This window comes from Arthrobacter sp. 05L417 (assembly GCF_056397865.1).
This window is the reverse complement of sequence record NZ_JBFTOG010000010.1, coordinates 106,374-124,467: the sequence shown is the minus strand read 5'-3', so window position 1 is coordinate 124,467 and position 18,094 is coordinate 106,374. Positions and strand designations below refer to the sequence as shown.

The 18,094-nt window shown below is 65.1% G+C and carries 15 protein-coding genes; 10 read left to right on the top strand and 5 right to left on the bottom strand.

The annotated features are described in order from the left end of the window. Positions 1-617: 617 nt before the first annotated feature. From AC1DJW_RS10595 to AC1DJW_RS10585, 3 genes are all read left to right on the top strand, one after another. On the top strand, positions 618-902 hold the full coding sequence (locus tag AC1DJW_RS10595; protein ID WP_184739845.1) for an HU family DNA-binding protein: 285 nt from the start codon (positions 618-620) through the stop codon (positions 900-902). A gap of 106 nt (positions 903-1,008) precedes the next feature. After that, entirely contained in the window at positions 1,009-3,174 is a 2,166-nt protein-coding gene (locus AC1DJW_RS10590) for a bifunctional copper resistance protein CopD/cytochrome c oxidase assembly protein (protein WP_476901379.1), read from the top strand. Beyond that, positions 3,174-5,147, top strand: a complete 1,974-nt coding sequence (locus tag AC1DJW_RS10585; RefSeq protein ID WP_476901378.1) for an NHL domain-containing thioredoxin family protein — start codon at positions 3,174-3,176, stop codon at positions 5,145-5,147. Before AC1DJW_RS10590 ends, AC1DJW_RS10585 begins: the two co-directional genes overlap by 1 nt. Positions 5,148-5,182: 35 nt before the next feature. On the opposite strand, the gene AC1DJW_RS10580 is transcribed toward AC1DJW_RS10585, so the two are convergent. The 3 genes from AC1DJW_RS10580 to AC1DJW_RS10570 all read right to left on the bottom strand — a co-directional run bounded on the left by AC1DJW_RS10580 (position 5,183) and on the right by AC1DJW_RS10570 (position 8,608). Continuing rightward, the gene (locus tag AC1DJW_RS10580; protein ID WP_390280209.1) at positions 5,183-6,175 is read right to left on the bottom strand and encodes a zinc ribbon domain-containing protein; all 993 of its coding nucleotides are present in this window, start codon (positions 6,173-6,175) and stop codon (positions 5,183-5,185) included. A gap of 112 nt (positions 6,176-6,287) precedes the next feature. After that, on the bottom strand, positions 6,288-7,994 hold the full coding sequence (locus AC1DJW_RS10575) for a helicase HerA-like domain-containing protein (protein WP_284755287.1): 1,707 nt from the start codon (positions 7,992-7,994) through the stop codon (positions 6,288-6,290). A 56-nt stretch (positions 7,995-8,050) separates the two neighbouring features. Continuing rightward, positions 8,051-8,608 carry a dihydrofolate reductase family protein gene (locus AC1DJW_RS10570; RefSeq protein ID WP_476901377.1) on the bottom strand — a complete coding sequence of 186 codons (558 nt, stop codon included), beginning with the start codon at positions 8,606-8,608 and terminating at the stop codon, positions 8,051-8,053. 44 nt (positions 8,609-8,652) lie between these two features. Here AC1DJW_RS10570 and AC1DJW_RS10565 point away from each other — a divergent pair, with 44 nt between their 5' ends. Then, on the top strand, positions 8,653-9,231 hold the full coding sequence (locus AC1DJW_RS10565) for a DinB family protein (RefSeq protein ID WP_284755284.1): 579 nt from the start codon (positions 8,653-8,655) through the stop codon (positions 9,229-9,231). Positions 9,232-9,233: 2 nt separating this feature from the next. On the opposite strand, the gene AC1DJW_RS10560 is transcribed toward AC1DJW_RS10565, so the two are convergent. Beyond that, on the bottom strand, positions 9,234-9,755 hold the full coding sequence (locus AC1DJW_RS10560; RefSeq protein ID WP_476901376.1) for a GNAT family N-acetyltransferase: 522 nt from the start codon (positions 9,753-9,755) through the stop codon (positions 9,234-9,236). 56 nt (positions 9,756-9,811) lie between these two features. Continuing rightward, positions 9,812-11,764, bottom strand: a complete 1,953-nt coding sequence (locus AC1DJW_RS10555; RefSeq protein ID WP_476901375.1) for an FAD/NAD(P)-binding protein — start codon at positions 11,762-11,764, stop codon at positions 9,812-9,814. Positions 11,765-12,048: 284 nt separating this feature from the next. On the opposite strand from AC1DJW_RS10555, the gene AC1DJW_RS10550 reads away from it, so the two are divergent. Genes AC1DJW_RS10550 through AC1DJW_RS10525 form a run of 6 tightly spaced genes read left to right on the top strand, consistent with a single transcriptional unit; the run spans position 12,049 to position 18,090 of the window. After that, positions 12,049-13,128: an amino acid ABC transporter permease gene (locus AC1DJW_RS10550; protein WP_476901374.1), complete on the top strand. Its 1,080-nt coding sequence runs from the start codon at positions 12,049-12,051 to the stop codon at positions 13,126-13,128. Continuing rightward, entirely contained in the window at positions 13,125-13,919 is a 795-nt protein-coding gene (locus AC1DJW_RS10545; RefSeq protein ID WP_476901373.1) for an amino acid ABC transporter ATP-binding protein, read from the top strand. Before AC1DJW_RS10550 ends, AC1DJW_RS10545 begins: the two co-directional genes overlap by 4 nt. 11 nt (positions 13,920-13,930) lie before the next feature. Next, positions 13,931-14,929 (top strand): ABC transporter substrate-binding protein, encoded by a 999-nt coding sequence (locus AC1DJW_RS10540; RefSeq protein WP_476901372.1) that lies wholly within the window; start codon positions 13,931-13,933, stop codon positions 14,927-14,929. Next, positions 14,926-16,086 carry an LLM class flavin-dependent oxidoreductase gene (locus tag AC1DJW_RS10535; RefSeq protein WP_476901371.1) on the top strand — a complete coding sequence of 387 codons (1,161 nt, stop codon included), beginning with the start codon at positions 14,926-14,928 and terminating at the stop codon, positions 16,084-16,086. Before AC1DJW_RS10540 ends, AC1DJW_RS10535 begins: the two co-directional genes overlap by 4 nt. Continuing rightward, the gene (locus tag AC1DJW_RS10530; protein WP_476901370.1) at positions 16,070-16,915 is read left to right on the top strand and encodes a DUF1684 domain-containing protein; all 846 of its coding nucleotides are present in this window, start codon (positions 16,070-16,072) and stop codon (positions 16,913-16,915) included. Before AC1DJW_RS10535 ends, AC1DJW_RS10530 begins: the two co-directional genes overlap by 17 nt. Then, on the top strand, positions 16,912-18,090 hold the full coding sequence (locus AC1DJW_RS10525; protein ID WP_390279768.1) for an LLM class flavin-dependent oxidoreductase: 1,179 nt from the start codon (positions 16,912-16,914) through the stop codon (positions 18,088-18,090). The genes AC1DJW_RS10530 and AC1DJW_RS10525 overlap by 4 nt, the downstream gene beginning before the upstream one ends. Positions 18,091-18,094: the final 4 nt, after the last annotated feature.

Here is an 18,094-nt window from a genome sequence, read left to right as displayed (position 1 = left end):
GTCCCACGAAAACCCGGCATACGTGAGCGGGCGTCCGGGTCACCCAACCCCCGCTCACATATCAACGGTCGTGACCAAACCCCCGCTCACATATGCGCCGCACCGGCACGCAGCCACACCCGCAGCGCCCGGCAGCCTTGAGCGGGCGTTCAACGAAAACCCGGCATAAGAGAGCGGGCGTCCGGGTCACCCAACCCCCGCTCACATATCAACGGTCGTGACCAGACCCCCGCTCACGTATGGCCCGGTTTCCGGCACACCCCCGCTCACCCATGCGCCGCACCACCACGCAGCCACACCCGCAGCGCCCGGCAGCACTGAGCGAGCGTCCCGCCGGGACCCGCCATACGTGAGCGGGCGTCGGACCCGGACCCGGTATACGTGTGCGGGCGTCGGGCCGGGAGCCGCCATACGTGAGCGAGCGTTGAGGGGCGGGGAGTTCGCCCGCGGCGGAATTGACCCCCAAAAGCGCCCGAAATAGGGTGAATTTGGTCAAAAAAGCGCGGAAACACGCGGAATTTGCTGGCCGTGTCCTCCCAAGCTGGTAAGTTTTCGAACAGTGGCTCGCATGCATGCCGTGTGTGAGCTCCAAAATCGTAAAGTCCAGGAGGACACAAATGGCTAAGAACCGTAGCGAACTGGTTTCCGAGGTAGCTGGCAAGGCTGGCACCAGCCAGGCTGCAGTCAACTCCGTGCTCGATGCCCTGTTCGAAGTTTTCGAGACTTCCGTCGCCGCTGGCGAGAAGATCACCATCCCGGGTTGGCTTGCCATCGAGCGCACCGACCGCGCAGCCCGCACGGGCCGCAACCCGCAGACCGGCGAGACCATCCAGATCGCCGCTGGCCACAGCGTCAAGCTGACCGCTGGCTCCAAGCTGAAGGCAGCTGTCGCCAAGAAGTAAGACACTTCGGCGAACGCCTTAGAAAGGCGGCAACCTGCGGGTTGCCGCCTTTCTGCGTTAATCCTCCCGATTCGCCGCGCTGCCGAGGTTAGCGGACAATGGATAGGTGCCATCAGCCAAAACTCCCGCCACTGCCCCCTCGCCCGCTTCCAAGCCGGGAACGAAGGCAGGCGCTGCCGTGGAGGGGATCTCCCTACCGTGGCAGCTTGCGGGCTTCGCTGCACTCCTCTTGGCTCTCGCTGGCGCCCTGATCTTCTCCGGCGCCTCGGCCGCGCGCCAGGTCTCTGATCCAGGGGCCTTGGTCCGCTGGGGACTGCCCGTCGCCAAAGCGATTCACAACGTGTCCTTGGCGACTGTGATCGGCGGGCTGATCTTCGCCGTCGTCATCCTTCCCAAGCACGTATCCCGCTCCAGGGACGACGACGCCCCGGAACACCCCGCGTTCACCCGTGCTTTGGCCGTAGCGGCGGCAGCGGGCGCAGCCTGGACGCTCTCCGCCGTCGCGGTCCTCGTGCTGACGTACGCGGATGTGGCCGGCCAGAGCCTCTCCGGGGACGCGCAGTTCACTGCTTCCCTCGTCTATTTCATGACGGATATCCAGACGGGCCAGGCATGGCTCGCCGTGACGATCATCGCCGCGATTGTCACGACCGCGCTGTTCGGCGTCCGATCATTGGCGGGACTCGCGCTGACGCTCGTCTTGGCCCTGGGCGGACTGGTGCCGAGCGCACTCATCGGCCACTCCGCGAGTTCCAGCGACCATGAGGGCGCCATCAATTCGCTCGGCCTTCACCTGGTGGGCGTGTCCACCTGGGTGGGCGGCATCATCATGCTTGCGGTTCTCTCGGGCCTCCTGCGGGGTTCCAAGGCAACAGGCACCAGGGACATCACGGAGCAGACGCTCCGCCGGTTCTCAGCATTGGCAGGCTTTGCCTTCGTGCTCGTCTTCGCTTCGGGCGTCGTCAACGCGAGCATTCGTGTCACCAGCTTTTCGGCCTTGGTCGGCACCCCCTATGGGCAGATCATCCTGGCGAAGGCGTTGGCCACTGTTGTCCTAGGCGGCATCGGTTTCATGCACCGCCAGTGGGTGATCCCGCAGCTGGGCCGCAAGTCGATGACCACGCGCCGCGTGCTGTGGCAGCTGGTGTTGGTTGAACTTCTGGTGATGGGCGCGACGTCGGGACTCGCCGTCGCGCTGGCCAGTTCGGCACCGCCGCTGCCCACCACCTACGCGCCCGACGCCTCGCCCGCCTTCATCCTGTCCGGTTACGAGCTGCCGCCCGAACTGACGCCCGCGCGCTGGTTGACCGAGTGGCGCTTCGACTGGCTTTGGGTGGCTGTGGCCCTCTTCGGCGCGGCGAGCTACATCCTTGGCGTGGTCAAGGTCCGCCGCCGCGGTGACTCCTGGTCGTGGTTCCGTGCCGTGAACTGGATGATCGGCCTGCTGGTCCTGACTTACATCACGTCTGGACCGCCGTCGGTCTACGGCCGCATACTGTTCTCCGCCCATATGGTGGACCACATGGCGTTGACCATGGTGGCGCCGCTGTTCCTTGTCCTGGGTTCTCCGGTGACGTTGGCATTGCGGGCCCTGCCGTCGCGCGGCGAGGGATCACGCGGGGACGGCTCCCGTGGCCTTCGTGAATGGCTCCTGGTGTTTGTGCACTCGAAGTTCTCCCAAGTGGTGACCCACCCGCTCTTCGCAGCGGCGAACTTTGCCGGTTCGATCGTCCTGTTCTACTTCTCGGACGCGTTCGGCTGGGCAATGCGTGAGCACGTGGGCCATGAACTGATGAACCTGCATTTCCTGCTCACCGGCTACATCTTCGTCCTCACCATGATCGGCACGGACCCACTGCCGCGTCGTGCGCCCTACCCCATGCGCTTGCTTCTCTTGCTCGCCACGATGGGCTTCCACGCGTTCTTCGGCGTGTCCATTATGGGAGGCACCGGACTGCTCGCTGCCGATTACTTCGGCAACCTCGGCCGGACCTGGGGACAATCGGCTTTGCTGGACCAGCAGACAGGCGGCGCCGTGGCCTGGGGAATCGGCGAAGTTCCCACCTTGCTGGTGGCGATCGGCGTCGCGGTCATGTGGTCGCGTTCGGATGAGCGCGAGACCAAACGCACCGACCGGGCGGCGGACAGGAATAACGACGCCGACCTTAATGCTTACAACGATATGTTTGCGCGGCTTGCAGACCGCGATGCCAAACTGGCTGATCGGGACTCCAAGCAGCCCGAAAGCAAGACCAACCTGGAAGGACGCTGATGAGCGAAACCGTACGCACCCAACTGCGTGTCCGCGCCTCTGAACTGGTGGGCCGTGGCTGGCTCAACACCGGTGGGAAGACCCTGGACCTGGAAGCGCTGCGCGGCAAGATCGTGCTGCTGGACTTCTGGACGTTCTGCTGCATCAACTGCCTGCATGTCCTGGATGAGCTGCGCCCGCTCGAGGAAAAGTACTCCGACGTCCTGGTGACGGTCGGCGTGCACTCTCCCAAGTTCGAACACGAAGCCGATCCCGTGGCCCTCGCATCCGCCGTGGAGCGTTACGAAATCCACCACCCCGTCCTGGACGACCCCGAGCTCGCCACGTGGAAGGCCTACACGGCCCGCGCCTGGCCGACCCTGGTGGTTGTGGACCCTGAGGGCTACATCGTGGCGCACCTTTCCGGTGAGGGCCACGCAGACGGCCTTGCGGTGCTCCTCGAGGAGCTCGTGGCCGAGCACGAAGCCAAGGGGACCCTCCACCGCGGTGACGGCCCCTACGTGGCTCCCGTCCCGACGTCGGGCACCCTGCGCTTCCCCGGCAAGGCGACCCAGCTGGACAACGGCAATTACCTAGTGGTCGATTCCGGCCACCACCGACTGGTGGAACTTCGTCCCGACCTTGAGACGGTGGAACGCGTCATCGGTTCCGGAACGAAAGGGTACCTGGACGGCGCGGCGGAAATTGCCCAGTTCAACGAGCCGCAAGGCGTGGCGGTGCTCCCGTCGTCGCTCGCCTGGCAGCTTGGCTACGAAGCAGTGGTCGCGGACACCGTGAACCACCGCCTCCGGGGTGTCACGCTCAGCTCGGGTTATGTGCAGACAGTTGCCGGCAACGGCGTCCAGCGCCTGCTCGACGCCGGTCCGGCCCGGGTTACGGAAAGCGGTGCCGGCGTTTGGGCTGAACACCACGACGCCGGTCCGGCCGACTTCGCGGCCGACGCACTCGACGTCGGGGTACTGGGTGCCGGGACCGGAGTGTCCCTTTCCTCGCCGTGGGACGTCGTGTGGAGCGAGAAGCTGCAGCGCGTTGTCATCGCGATGGCCGGCACGCACCAGATCTTCGCCTTCGAGCCCCTCTCTGGCGAGGTGTCCATCCTGGCTGGCTCGGGCCTCGAAGGTTTGCTTGACGGCCCCGCCGAGGAAGCCTGGTTCGCCCAGCCTTCCGGCTTGGCCGTGGATGCGGACGACAACATCTGGGTGGCCGACTCCGAGACCTCGGCATTGCGCCGCCTGGTCCTTGGCGAAACCGGCGTGACCGTAGAGTCGGCCGTAGGCAAGGGCCTGTTCGATTTCGGCTTCCGGGACGGCGAAGCCACTGAAGCCCGCCTGCAGCACCCTCTTGGCGTAACGGTTCTCCCCGATGGCTCGGTGGCCGTCGCAGACACCTACAACGGTGCCGTGCGGCGCTACGATCCCGCGGCTAAGGCCGTGTCCACCCTGGCGAGGGGACTCGCAGAGCCGAGCGACGTCGTCGTGGTCTACCCGGAAGGCGGCGAACCGCTGCTGGTGGTGGTCGAATCCAACAAGCACCAGCTCGTCCTGGTTCCCATCCCCAAGGAAGCCCAGCAGGTAGACGAGGGCGCCTCCCAGACGCAGCGGCCCAAGAGTCCGGTGGCGCCGGGGAACCTGGAACTCACCGTGCGCTTCACGGCCCCCACCGGACAGAAGCTCGACGACCGCTGGGGCGACCCTACGCAACTGAAGATTTCGTCGACCCCGCCCGAGCTGCTGCTTTCCGGCGGTGGCACCTCCGTAGGGCTGCTGCGGAACCTCGAGCTGTCCTCGGACGTGCCTGAGGGAATCCTCCACATTACGGCCCGCGCGGCTGCGTGCGATGGCCCGGAGACCGAGGACGGCGAAATCCCGGATCACGCCGCGTGCCACCTCTACCAGCAGGACTGGGGCATCCCGGTGGTTTTGCAGGCAGACGGCGACTCCGAGCTGGTGCTCGACCTGCGCGGGATGGACTAGGCGGGGCTGGCTGGACCGGGCTTTAGCCGTCGAAGCTAGAAGCTCACCAGCGGGGTGACCGTGATGGTGTCCGCCCCTATGTCCAGACGTGTGGTGAAGCTGAAGTCGTGAACGGCGCTGAGGTCGCCGACCAGCCCGCTGAAGAGGTCGATTTCGCGGGCTGTTACCTTGGCTTTGCCGTTGAGGGGCGCCACGACCCACTGTCCGTTAAAGGGGTCGATACTGACCTTGGGATATTCCGTGATTTCCCATTTGATGGTGCCGTCCACCACCCGGCTATTGGTGACATGGTAGAACGGGCAGTCGGGCTGGAGCTTTTGCTGCTTGGTGGCGTCAGCGGCGCAGGTGTCCAGGAATTCCTTGACCTTGTCGCTCACCACCTTGATCATGGCGTCCGTTGGCCTGGTCAGAAGGTTGACGGGTGCCTGAGGCAGGGCGCCGGTGGTCACCGAGGTGCTGGTAGCCGGCGCCGAGAAATATTTGCCGGTGAGGCTGGCTTCGTACTGGCCGGGGTAAAACACCGCGAAGCTGTTGCGGCCATTGGGCAAGTTCACCGGGACGCCATTCAGGGTGGCCTCGTTGGCATTCACCACGGTGACCTCGATCGTCGGCAAGGATGACGGCACGAAGGACCATTTGCCGAAGAACAGCCACTCGGTGCCCGTCCGTTCAAGCAGAAAGTCCGAGTGCAGGGCCTTGCCGTCAATCTGGTAGTCCATGGGGACTGTCACCCGGTTGCCGCCACGGGATTCGGCGTTGCCGAGCTTGATATCGGTGATCTTCGACGCCGCCGTCTGCAGGGCCGTACCGTCCAGCATCGCGGCATTGGCGTTGGGTACTGACGCGTGCAGGAGCCCAAGGGCTTCCCCGCCGTGTCCCTGCTGGAGAGCCGCGATGTAATCGCGCACTTGCTGCTGCGGGCTCGCTATGGAGTTGCTCACTAGGTTGATGGAAACGATCGCAGCGGCCACGGCAAGCATCAGACCGAGCAGCCACCCGGCCGCGGTCTTGACCAACGCTTGACTCAACTGCACGCCCTTTACGTTACCCGCCGGTTCCGCAATACCCCGGCATCCTTCCTCTCACGTGACGTCTGAACATGCTTTCGGAAGGGGCCCGACGGCGGGCGGCGGCTCCGCGTTAGCGGCGCCGACGCGATGAGGTTCCGAACACGCCGCGGAGCAATTCCCGGCCGAGCTGCGTGCCGAAGGACCGTGCCATGCTCTTGATTCCGCCGCCGAGCGCACCACCCAGGACGCCCGCGAGGTCGCCCATCATGCCGTCCCCGCCTTGCTGCGGAACAGGTGCCGGTGCGTCGGCAGGTGCTGGTGCGGGGGGCCACTCTTCGGGGGCGGAGCCTGGCAGCGGACGGCTGCTGGGACGGCCAAGGATCTCTTCCTCGATCCTGCGGGCGTCGGCGTCAACGGCATTGGGGTCAAGGGAAGCAGGTACCGGCGGCTGACCCGGCGCTGCGTCTCCGGTGGCGGGTGCGGTGCCTTTGCCGGTCAGTTTCTCGTAAGCCGAAATGTTGTCCACCGCCGTGCCGTACTTCGGCAGCAGTGAGGAAGCGCCGATGGTGCTGCGGATCAGCTCGTCCGTGCTTGGTCCCATCACGGATTCGGGCGCGCGCAGCTTCGTCAGCGCCACGGGCGTTGGCGCGCCCTTTTCGTTCATGACGGTAATGACCGCTTCGCCTATACCAGCGGAGGTGAGGGTTTCCTCAAGGTCGTAGTCGCTCACCGGGAACGTGGACACGGTGGCCTTGAGGGCTTTGGCGTCCTCCGGGGTGAACGCGCGCAGGGCGTGCTGGACCCGGTTGGCAAGCTGGCCGAGGACGGCGGCAGGGACATCCTTCGGCGTCTGGGTGACAAAAAATATTCCGACGCCCTTGGACCGGATGAGTCGCACCGTGGTGGTGATGGCTTCGAGGAAGGCCTTGGATGCATCCGTGAAGAGTAAGTGGGCTTCGTCGAGGAAGAACACGAGCTTGGGCTTGTCCAGGTCTCCCGCTTCGGGCAAGTCTTCGAAGAGGTCCGCAAGCAGCCACATCAGGAACGTCGAGAACAGCATGGGTTTGGTCTGGAGCGTGGGAAGTTCGAGGCAACTGATCACCCCGCGGCCGTCGGGGGCTGTGCGGAGAAGTTCCGCGGTGTCGAATTCCGGCTCACCAAAGAACTTCTCCATGCCTTGGGCCTCGAGATTGACGAGTTCGCGCAGGATGACCCCGGCCGTGGCCTTGGACAGTCCGCCGAGGTCTTCGAGTTCCGCTTTGCCCTCATCCGAGGTCAGGAACTGGATGACTGCCCGCAGGTCTTTGAGGTCGATCAGTTCCAGTTTCTTCTGGTCGGCGAAGTGGAAGATCAGCTGAAGGCTGGATTCCTGGGTGTCGTTGAGTTCCATGATGCGCGAGAGCAGGATGGGGCCGAACGAGGTGATCGTCGCGCGGACGGGAACGCCGTTGCCATCCCCGCCCAGCGAGAGAAACTCGACCGGAAAAGCCTTGCCTGACCACTCTTGGCCGAGGCTCGCGGTGCGGGCCGTGAGTTTCTCGCTGGCCGTCGCCGCGGTGGCGAGTCCTGAAAGGTCTCCCTTGATGTCCGCCAGGAAGACGGGGACTCCGGCCGTGGACAGCTGTTCGGCCATCATGTGCAGGGTGACGGTCTTGCCGGTGCCCGTGGCCCCGGCCACCAAGCCGTGCCGGTTCATCATGGACAGCGGCAACCGGACTTGAGCTTCTTTGTGGACTTCGCCGTCGACGATGGCGGCACCTAGCTCGATCGTGGGGCCATCGAGGGTGTATCCCTGCTGGATCGTGGCAAGTTTTTCAGCTGTGGTTTTCTTGGCCATGCGCATAGCCTAGTGGTCCAGGCCCGCGGATTGGCCGAAAACTTTGCAGTACTGGTTTATGCTCGCTTGGCGTACCGGAGGTAGACGACGCCGTTGCCAAAGCGCCGCTCGTCCAACAGCTCAAGCGTCAGGCCCACACCGTTGGGAAGGAATTGTTTCCCGCCTCCGACGACCAGCGGTGTGAGGAAGAGGCAGAACTCGTCCACCAGCCCGGCCTTGATGGCCTGGGCGGCGAGTACGGTGCCACCAATGGACATGTCCTGCTCTGCGGACTCTTTCAGCGCCCGGATGGCTCCGGCGTCGAACTCCCGCTCGAGGCGTGTCCTGGTGGTGGACGGACTCCCCAAACTGGTGGAGTACACGATCTTGTCCGCGGCACGCCAGATCTGCGCGTAGTCCCGCATGACCGGTGGCTCCCCGGAAAGGGTCATGTCCTCCCATGCGGACATGACCTCGTACATTCGCCTGCCGTAGAGGTAGGTGCCGATGGGCCGCTCAAGGTCGTTGACGAAGGCGTGGACTTCTTCGTCCGGCATGCTCCAATCGAACTTTCCTTCGGCATCAGCGGTGTAACCGTCAAGGGACATGATCCCTGCGTAGATCAGTTTTGCCATGCACAGACGGTACACACTCGCGACGGCAACGGTATAGTGCCCGGATGGATGACAAAGCGGTTCTGCTCAAATATCTGCGCGCCCGTCGCGGCGAGCTCCTCGCCAAGCTTGACGGACTCGACGAGTACGACGTCCGCCGGCCTATGACCCCTACCGGCACCAACCTCCTGGGACTGGTCAAGCACGTGGCGAGCGTGGAGCTTGGGTACTTCGGGGAGGTCTTTGGCCGGCCCAGCGGCCGGGAATTACCGTGGTTTGCCGACGACGCCGAAGCCGATGCGGACCTGTGGGTTCCTCCGGGGGAGAGCAGGGAAGAGATCATCGAACTGCACCGCTACTCAGCCGAGCACAGCGATGCAACCATCGAGTCGCTCCCACTCGACGCTCCCGGGGAAGTGCCGTGGTGGCCTGAAGAACGCCGACACGTGACGCTTCACCAGATCCTGGTGCACATGTGCGTCGAGACAGCCCAGCACTTGGGGCATGCCGACATACTTCGCGAGCTCATCGACGGTTCGGCGGGAAAAGGTCCCGGGGACCCGAACTTGTCACAGCGAAGCACCGAAGAATGGGCCGCCCACTGGGCACGGATCGAAGCCGCGGCGCGCCAGGCTGTGGGCTAGGGTCACGCCTGAGCGGACGCCAGGTCCTTCGTGAACGCCAAGTGCTTGATCTCTTCCGGATCGGCGTCGACGTCGAACAGCGGGGCGTAGCCGGTGGCCAGGTACAGGTTCTTGGCTTCGGGCTGCCGCGGACCGGTGGTGAGGTAGATCCGGCGGTAGCCGCGCCGCGCCGCCTCGGCCTCCAGCTCAGCGAGGACCAACCGGGCCAGCCCACGACGCCGGTGCGCCGAATGCGTCCAGATCCGCTTGAGTTCCGCCGTGTGGGAGTCGTAACGGCGGAATGCCCCGCCCGCCACGGTTTCGCCGTTCTCCTGCACGATGAGCAGTGCACCGTGGGGTGCGGCAAACTCGCCGGCCGGGTACCGGTTGAGTTCCTCGGCCGCGCCTCCGCTGCCAAAGAGGTCGCTGTAGCGAGTGGTGTATTCGACGGCGAGTTCGTCCAGGAGCGGCTTGACGCGTGGATCGCGCATGGGCAGGGTCAGGACGGAAAGGCCCGACGACGGCAGGGTTGGCGTTGTTGTCATGGCTTACCTTTCGTGAATTTGCCCAACTAGCTCGCAGTTGTTGTCGTTATGAGGCGTCAAAACGACAACAACTGCGAGCTAGTTGGGTGGATCGTGCTTGGGCGAGGGGCCGCGAGTTCGGCCAGGAGGCGGCGGGCCAGGGCGTCGTTCTCGCGGAACGGTGCTGCGTTGGTTCCGGGCCGTGCGAACGCCCCAGCGCCCCAACCCGAGGTCCATGGTCCGACGGCGAAAAGCCCCGCCTGCCGCACGCCGTCGGCAGCTAGGACTTCGTGCGAACTCGAGACCAACAGCTTACCGGTGGAGTGGGGACCGTCCGAGGTGAGGAGCGACTGTTCGGTGCCCCAACCGGCGTCGTGCAGGTCAGCCAGCGCGGGGTTGGCCGATCGCGCCACCGACGGCGACGGCAAGCGGGCCTCGATGTACGCCGCCGCGTCCACCACCACGGGCGATTGGAAGGAACCGGCCACGAAACGGCCGCTGGCCTCGTCCGGACGCACCCACATGCCCGGTCCCAGGAACTGCAGGAATCCAGCCCGGTGCAGGGCGAGGATTTCCCGCAACCGATGGGGCGGCGGGCCGGAATCCACGAAGCTGAAGAAGCCGTGCCACCAACCATGCACCGCTTGTTGGGAGCGCGAATTGAGCCGCTCCTGCGGGACCAGCCGGCCGAGCTCCATGTACACGCGGAGCAGGGCCGTGAACAAGGCGAGGGTTTCCGAATGGTCGGGACTCGTGCGGAGCTTGAGGTCGCGTTCGATGTAGTTCGCCACCGATCTCTGCACCGCGGCATGGTCCGCGAAGGCGCAACCGCTGAACGGTTGGTCCAGGGCCTCGAGGTCGAGCCGGAGAGTCGGGTCCGGGACGGCCGAGGCCACGAGGTTTTCGCGTTCGCGGCTGTACCAATCCAGGGCATCGAAGCGCGTCGAAAATGCGTCCCAGCCGCCGTGGACGCGTTCCGGATAGCCGGTGAAGAGCTCGCGGTAGTAGGCGTAGCCGGCATCTTTGGCGATGAGCGGCCAAAGCTGCGCGCGGAAATCCACCTCCTCGTGCGCGGCGAGCAGAGATTCCACGGCGCGTGCGGTGAAGTACCGCGGGGCGCCGACGGGTTCCCCGCGCAGGGTGGAGGAGATCTTGGAGTGGTACGGCACTCCGCGCCGGGAGCCTGCCCAGAGCCGCGGTTCGGCGCCGGACGGCACATAGTCCAGGCCGCCGTCGGGCCTGTCTTCGAAGCGGCCGCCACGGCCCTCGAACAAGAGCACCAACAGATCCACGAAAGCCAGCCCCATGCCCGATACCAGGACGTCCTGGCCAGGTGCGATCGCCGAATAGTCGACGTCGGTGGTGTACGACGGCGCCGCGTGGAACCCGCCGTTCCGGGCGGCGAACTCGGCGAGCCGCGCTGATTCCGGTTCGGCACGGGAGTCGGTGTGACCCAGCGAGTACAACACCAGATCCGCCTCCAGCACCCCGCCTGAAGCGAGCTGCACGCGGTATCCCGCTCCGCCGTCGCGCCCTGAAGCAGGATGTTCGACGGCGGTTGCCGTGTCCCGGTGGATCGTCACGGTGACGTCCGGGCCGAGGGCCGTTACGGCCCTGCGGAAGAACCACTCGAGGTACTTGCTCTGGAGCTGGCGGGTCGGAAACGATGCCGGTGTCAGCGCCCGGAGCTGCTCGAGGAGGTGGGCTTCCAACTCCGGGACGTCGCGGATGGAACCGTCCAGCACGCCGGTTGCCCATGTGGCGAGGCCCGGACCGTCAACGGAGGGACCGTCGCAGGCCACGGAGCTGTCGGTGAACATCGTGACGTCCGCTGCCGTGGAGTTGAGCAGCAGTCCCGGGCTCTGGTCATAGCGCCAGATCCTCCCGGAACCGGGTTCGTACGGCTCCACGACGTGGATGGAGAGGGGACGGTCGAAGAGGCCGGGCCTGTTGGCTGCGAGCCGTTCGAGGATGCCGGCTGAGCGCGGACCACCGCCAATGAACACGATGGTGGGGGCGAAGGACGGCATGGCAACTCCTGTTGGCGGTGGCTGGTGGTACCCGAGCCTAGGGACGTGGCGGGGCCTTGGTCGAGGCGTTGGTAACGGCCGTTCACTACACGTCACGGCGCGTCAACAAGCGCAAAGAACCGACTCATATGGCTCCCTATGAAGCCGCGCGAAGCGCCATGAAGCCCCGCGAAGCGCCATTAAGCCCCGTGAAGAAGTGCAAAAATCCGCCTTGCAGCCGCTTCGGGAGCGCCCCTAGATTGGCAGCCATCCCATAAAACAAGCGATACGAAGCGAGGTGGCGCATGAGTTCAGCAGCAACCACAGTGGCGCAGTCCGCACAGCAATCTGCACCGGAACCGGCGCCTGCCAGCGCCGTCGCGAAAAGCCCGACGGCGGCTACCGCCCAGGGTGCCGCCGCCGAGGATGCCGCCGCTCGGCGCGCAGCCGACTACTCCGGCTACAAACTCGTCCCGGCACGGCATCCATGGCGCTGGGTGGGCACCGTTGTGGTGGCTCTTGGCGTCGTCGCGGTCGCCTGGTCCCTCGCGACGAATCCGCGCTGGGAATGGGGCGTGGTAGCGCAATGGTTCACCGCGCAGTCCGTGGTTAACGGCCTCGTGGAGACCCTCAAGCTGACGGCCATCTCCGGCGCGCTCGGCTTTGTCCTCGGCTTCATCCTGGCCCTCATGAGGCTCTCGGCATCGCCGTTGCTGTTCTCGGTGTCCTGGACGTTCTCTTGGATCTTCCGCTCCACGCCGTTGTTGGTCCAGATGCTGCTTTGGTACAACCTGGGCTACCTCTACGAGAAAATCAGCTTGGGCATCCCCTTCACGGATATCCGCTTCTTCGAGGTCCAGACCACCACGCTCATCAGCCAATTCGCGGCGGCCGTCCTGGGCCTGACCCTCAACCAGGCGGCGTACTCGGCGGAGATCATCCGCGGCGGCATTCTCTCGGTGGACCAAGGCCAGCTCGAAGCAGCCGCTGCCCTGGGCATTCCGGCATGGCGACGCTCCACCAGGATCGTGTTGCCACAGGCCATGCGGGCCATTCTGCCTACCGCTTTCAACGAGATCATCGGCCTGGTCAAGGGCACCTCGATTGTCTACGTCCTGGCTTATTCCGAGCTGTTCTACACCGTGCAGGTCATCTACAACCGCACCCAACAGGTCCTTCCGCTGCTCCTCGTAGCGACGCTCTGGTACGTGGCTATTACCTCGGTCCTGAGCGTGTTCCAGTACTACATCGAGCGGCATTACTCGAAGGGCGCCGTCCGCAACCTGCCGCTCACTCCACTGCAGAAGGCAAGGAAGTTCTTTGCCACCCACGCACCCGTGAATTTTGACCGAGCGAACCTTGACCGAGCGAAGGACGCCCGATGAGTACCGCTGCAACCCGCGGCCACGTGGAAATCACTAACGTCCGCAAGATCTTTGGAGGAACGGAAGTCCTCAAGGGTGTGTCCCTGACGGTGCCGCCAGGCGGCGTCGCAGTGATCGTGGGACCCTCCGGCTCGGGGAAGTCCACGCTTCTGCGGACCATTAACCACTTGGAAAAGGTGGACGGCGGGTACATCACCATCGACGGCCAGTTGGTGGGGTACCAGGTCCGCGGGAACAAGCTGCACGAACTGCGCGAAAAGGACATCCTCAAGCAACGCACGGACATCGGCATGGTGTTCCAGAACTTCAACCTGTTCCCGCACCTGACCGCGCTGGAAAACGTGACCGAAGCACCCGTCGTCGCGCTCCACCGGAACAAAGCCGAAGCGCGCAAGCGTGCGCTGGAACTCCTGGACCGCGTCGGCCTCAAAGACCGGGCCGATGCCTATCCACGGCAGTTGTCCGGCGGCCAGCAACAGCGCGTTGCCATCGCCCGGGCGCTGGCCCTTGACCCCAAGATCCTGCTCTTCGACGAACCCACCTCGGCGCTGGACCCGGAACTCGTCAACGAAGTCCTCGACGTCATTCGCGAACTCGCCACGTCGGGCACCACGTTGATCATCGTCACGCACGAAATGGGCTTCGCCCGCGACGTCGCAGACACCGTGGTCTTCATGGACGAAGGCCAGATCGTGGAGCAAGGCAGTCCCCAGGAGATCTTCGCGAATCCCCGTGAACCCCGGACGCGGAGCTTCTTCTCCAAAGTCATCGAACCAGCTTTCAACATCTGAGGAATCCCTAAATGCCAAGCATCAAAACCAGGCTTCTGGCGCTCGCGGTGCTGCCCGCCGTCGTACTCCCGGCGCTCGCCGGGTGCTCCGACCCCGGCGCGTCCGCTGCTGGGGCCAGTCCGTCCGCGAGTGCTGCCCGCAACGGCGTCGTCTACAACACCTCGCCCGAGCAGAACCGCATCCGGGCACAGAAGGACGCCACCGCGGCGGCCGCGGTTCCCGCTGCGATCGGCAAGGACGGCAAACTGACGGTTGCCACCACCGCCGGGTCCATCCCGCTGTCGTTCTACGCGACGGACAACAAGACGCCCATCGGAGTCGAAGTCGACATCGCACAGCTCGTGGCCGACAAGCTGGGCCTCGCACTGGACGTGCAAGTCACCTCGTGGGAGAACTGGCCGCTCAAGACGCAGTCCGGGGACTTCGAAGCCGTGTTCTCGAACGTGGGCATCAACAAGGACCGGGTGAAACTGTTCGACTTCTCCACATACCGCGCCGCATACATGGGCTTCGAAGCCAAGAAGTCGTCGACGTACAACATCAAGGGCGCCGACGATATCTCCGGGTTGAAGGTCTCGGTGGGCTCGGGCACCAACCAAGAGAAGATCCTCCTGGCCTGGAACAAGGATCTTGAGTCCCGCGGCAAGGCTCCGGCAACCCTGCAGTACTACTCTTCGGACGCCGATACCATCCTGGCGCTCTCCTCCGGCCGGACGGACTTGAACATCGCGCCCTACCCGTCCGTTTCCTACCGGGAGAACACGCGGGACGACCTCAAAGTGGTGGGCAAAGTCAACGCCGGCTGGCCCTCCGAAACCCTCGTTGCGGCTACCACCCTCAAAGGCAACGGCCTCGCCCCGGCCATTACGGATGCCCTGAACTCAGCCATCAAGGACGGCTCCTACGGCAAGGTCCTGGAGCGCTGGGGCCTGAGCGAGGAAGCCCTGTCGGAATCCAAGACCGTGACAGCGGCAAACTTCGGGGTCGCCCCGGCAGGGAAAACACAGTGAAGTTCCAGGTACTCGATATCATTCCGCACCTGAAGAACCCGGTGACGGGGGAAATCGTCTCGACAGCGGAACGGCTCAACCAAGTGGTGCAGACTGCGCGCCGCGCCGAGGAACTGGGTTTTGACAGTTTCGCGGTGGGGGAGCGGCATGCCGGCGAGTTCATCTCTTCGTCCCCGACGACGGTCCTCGCCGCGATCGCGGCCGTCACCGACCGCGTTCGACTGCAGACCGGCGTCACCGTCTTGTCGGTGCTCGACCCCGTGCGGGTGGCCGAAGACTACGCCACGATCGATCAGCTGAGCCGGGGCCGCCTGGAACTCGTGATCGGCAAGGGCAACGAAGTGTTGCAGTACCCCTTGTTCGGGCTCTCCCTCGATGATCAATGGGAGCTGCTCGCCGAGAAGTATGGCCTGTTGCGGCGGCTATGGCGTGAGGAGAACGTCACCTGGACCGGCCGTTTCCGGCCTGCGTTGACCGAAGCAACGACGACGACGCCGCGACCGTTTGCGGGTTCGCCGCGGATTTGGCACGGCTCGGCTACAACCCTAACCTCGGCCGCGCTCGCCGCCCAGTGGGGCGATCCGCTGTTCACCGCCAACGCGATCCAGCCTCGCGGGAACTACAAGATCCTGATCGAGCACTACCGCGAGGAATACGAACGCCACGGTCACGATCCGCGCCACCAGTACCTCGGTTCGGGTTCCGGCGCCGACGGAGTGTTCATTGCCGACACCACGCAGGAAGCAAAACGCCAGTTCGGACCGGTTTACGAGGCACTGACCGCTGGACGCAACGTCCCGGGCAACAATTCGCCGTTCCGGGACATCGACCATGCCGTGGCTGAAGGACCGGCACTGGTGGGCAGTCCGGAACAGGTCATCGACAAAATCCTGAGCTACCACTCGCTCTACGGCCACGATCTCCAATCCATTTCCTTGCCCACCACGCTGCCTTTCGAGCAGCAGCTGGAGATCCTGGAGCGGTTCGCGCTCGAGGTCATCCCGACCGTCCGCGCCGCCGCGCCCACCACCCTGTGGGAGCCAGCGGATCCCTACGGTGGTCGTCCGGAATTCGCCGGAGCAACGTCACTCGACGCAGCCGGAACCGTCACCACAGACCACGCAAACCACAGGAGGAATCTTGCCCACGCCCACTGAAACGGCTACGTCCACCACTGCGGCCTTCACCGCCGCGTGGCAGGAATGGCACGCCGAGCACGAGCGTCACCGGGCCGATCCGCACGGATTCGTCGCTGTCCCCCATCTGCACTGGCTTGGTTCCGAAGCTGCTCCGCTCGACGGGGTGCCCGGCACCTGGAGTGTGGAGAACGACGTCGTCACTGTGGTTTTGGGACCAGGCGAAAGCCTGCTTCGGGACGGCCGGGAACTCAACACCGACGCCGTCGGGGCCACCGTCGCTTTCGGCCCGATCGCCGAACGCGACGGCATCAACCTCAACGCGGGGGACACGGTCGTCGAACTCGCCAAGCGCGGCGGCGAGTACATCGTCCGGCCGCGGCACCCAGGGAATCCGCTGCTCAACGAATACCGCGGAACGCCCGCATACGCACCGGATGCATCGTTCGCGGTGAACGGTACGTTCGTGCCGTTCGAATCCCCTCGTCCCACGACGGTTGGTGCCGCCGTCGAGGGCATCCAGCACGTCTATGAAGCACCGGGCGAGCTCCATTTCACGCTCGCGGGCCAGGACTTGGTGCTCACGGCCTTCAACGGACATGCGCCGGGCACACTCTCGGTGCTGTTCACGGATGCGACGTCGGGCAAGACCACCTACGCGGCCAATCGCTCGCTCACGGTGACCCCGGAATCGGACGGCTCCGTGGTGCTCGACTTCAACCGTGCCGTCAACTTGCCGTGCGCCTACACGGACCTTGCCACGTGCCCGCTCCCACCCTCGGAAAACCGGCTGAGCGTGGCCATCGAAGCCGGCGAACAGATCCCTTGCGAAAGGCAGGAGCAGCAATGAGCGGCATCTCCCGTCCGGGCCAGCCCGGATTCTTGGCCTTGGAGCTCGACGGCGACGGCGCCCACCCCGCGGCCTGGCGCAAAGCCCGGCATGCCCCGGATGAGTTGCTGAACGGTTCGCGGATCCGGAACACGGTGCTGGCGGCGGAGTCGGCAGGGTTTCATGTGGCGACGTTCGCTGACGGGTCTGGGACTGACGGCTCCGGCGCTGGCGGGCGAGATGTTGCAGGCCGCCTGAACGCCCTTCAGCGCGCCGCGTTCGCGGGTCCCGTCACGAGTTCCATCGTGCTGGTACCGGAAGTGGACACGGTCTACACCGAGCCGTTCCACATCTCCACTCAGCTGGCGAGCTTGGACTATGTCTCGGGCGGACGGGCGGGTTGGCTCGTCGCGGCGAGCGGCTCCGCGGAGGAGGCTGCCGCCGTCGGGCGTTCATTTGTTGAAGGTGCCGCCTTGGCGCAGGAGGCCGCGGCGTCGGTGGAAGTGAGCCGGCGGCTTTGGGATTCCTGGGAGGACGACGCCGTGATCCGCGACGTCCCCACCGGTCGGTACCTCGACGTCGACAAACTGCACTACGTCGACTTCGAGACGCCGGCGGATTTCGCAGGGGCCGGGTATTCCGTGAAAGGGCCCTCCATCATTCCGCGCCCGCTGCAGGGGCAATTGCCCGTAGTTGCGCAGGCCGACTTGCTTCCTTCGGACGTCGACGTGGTGCTGGTGTCCGCTCCGACGCCTTCACTTCTCGCCGCAGAGGTTGCGGAGGTGCGTGCCCGTCTCACTGCTGATGGCGCCGGCGCCGCGGTAGTAGTAGCAGAGCTCGACGTCGTCCTTGACTCGCGCGGTCAAAGCGCCTCCGCGCGGCTCGCCGAACTGGACGCGTTTACTCCGTGGTCGAGTTCCCGGGCGCGTTTCGTCGGCACGGCCGCGGAATTGGCGGACTTCCTTGCCAAGTTGCTTGCGGTGGCCGACGGCGTAAGGCTGCATCCGGCTGTGCTGGACGTGGAACTCGAGGAACTGGCGCAATTGGTCCTGCCCGAGCTTCGTCGCCGCGGGGTGCTGAAGCCTGTTGCGCAGGGCGGCACGTTCCGGGAATTGCTGGGCTTGGAGCGTCCTGTGAGCCGCTACGCGAGCCTCGGCTCGGAGGCGCGCGCCGCCGTCGTTGGCACGGAAAACTGAGGAG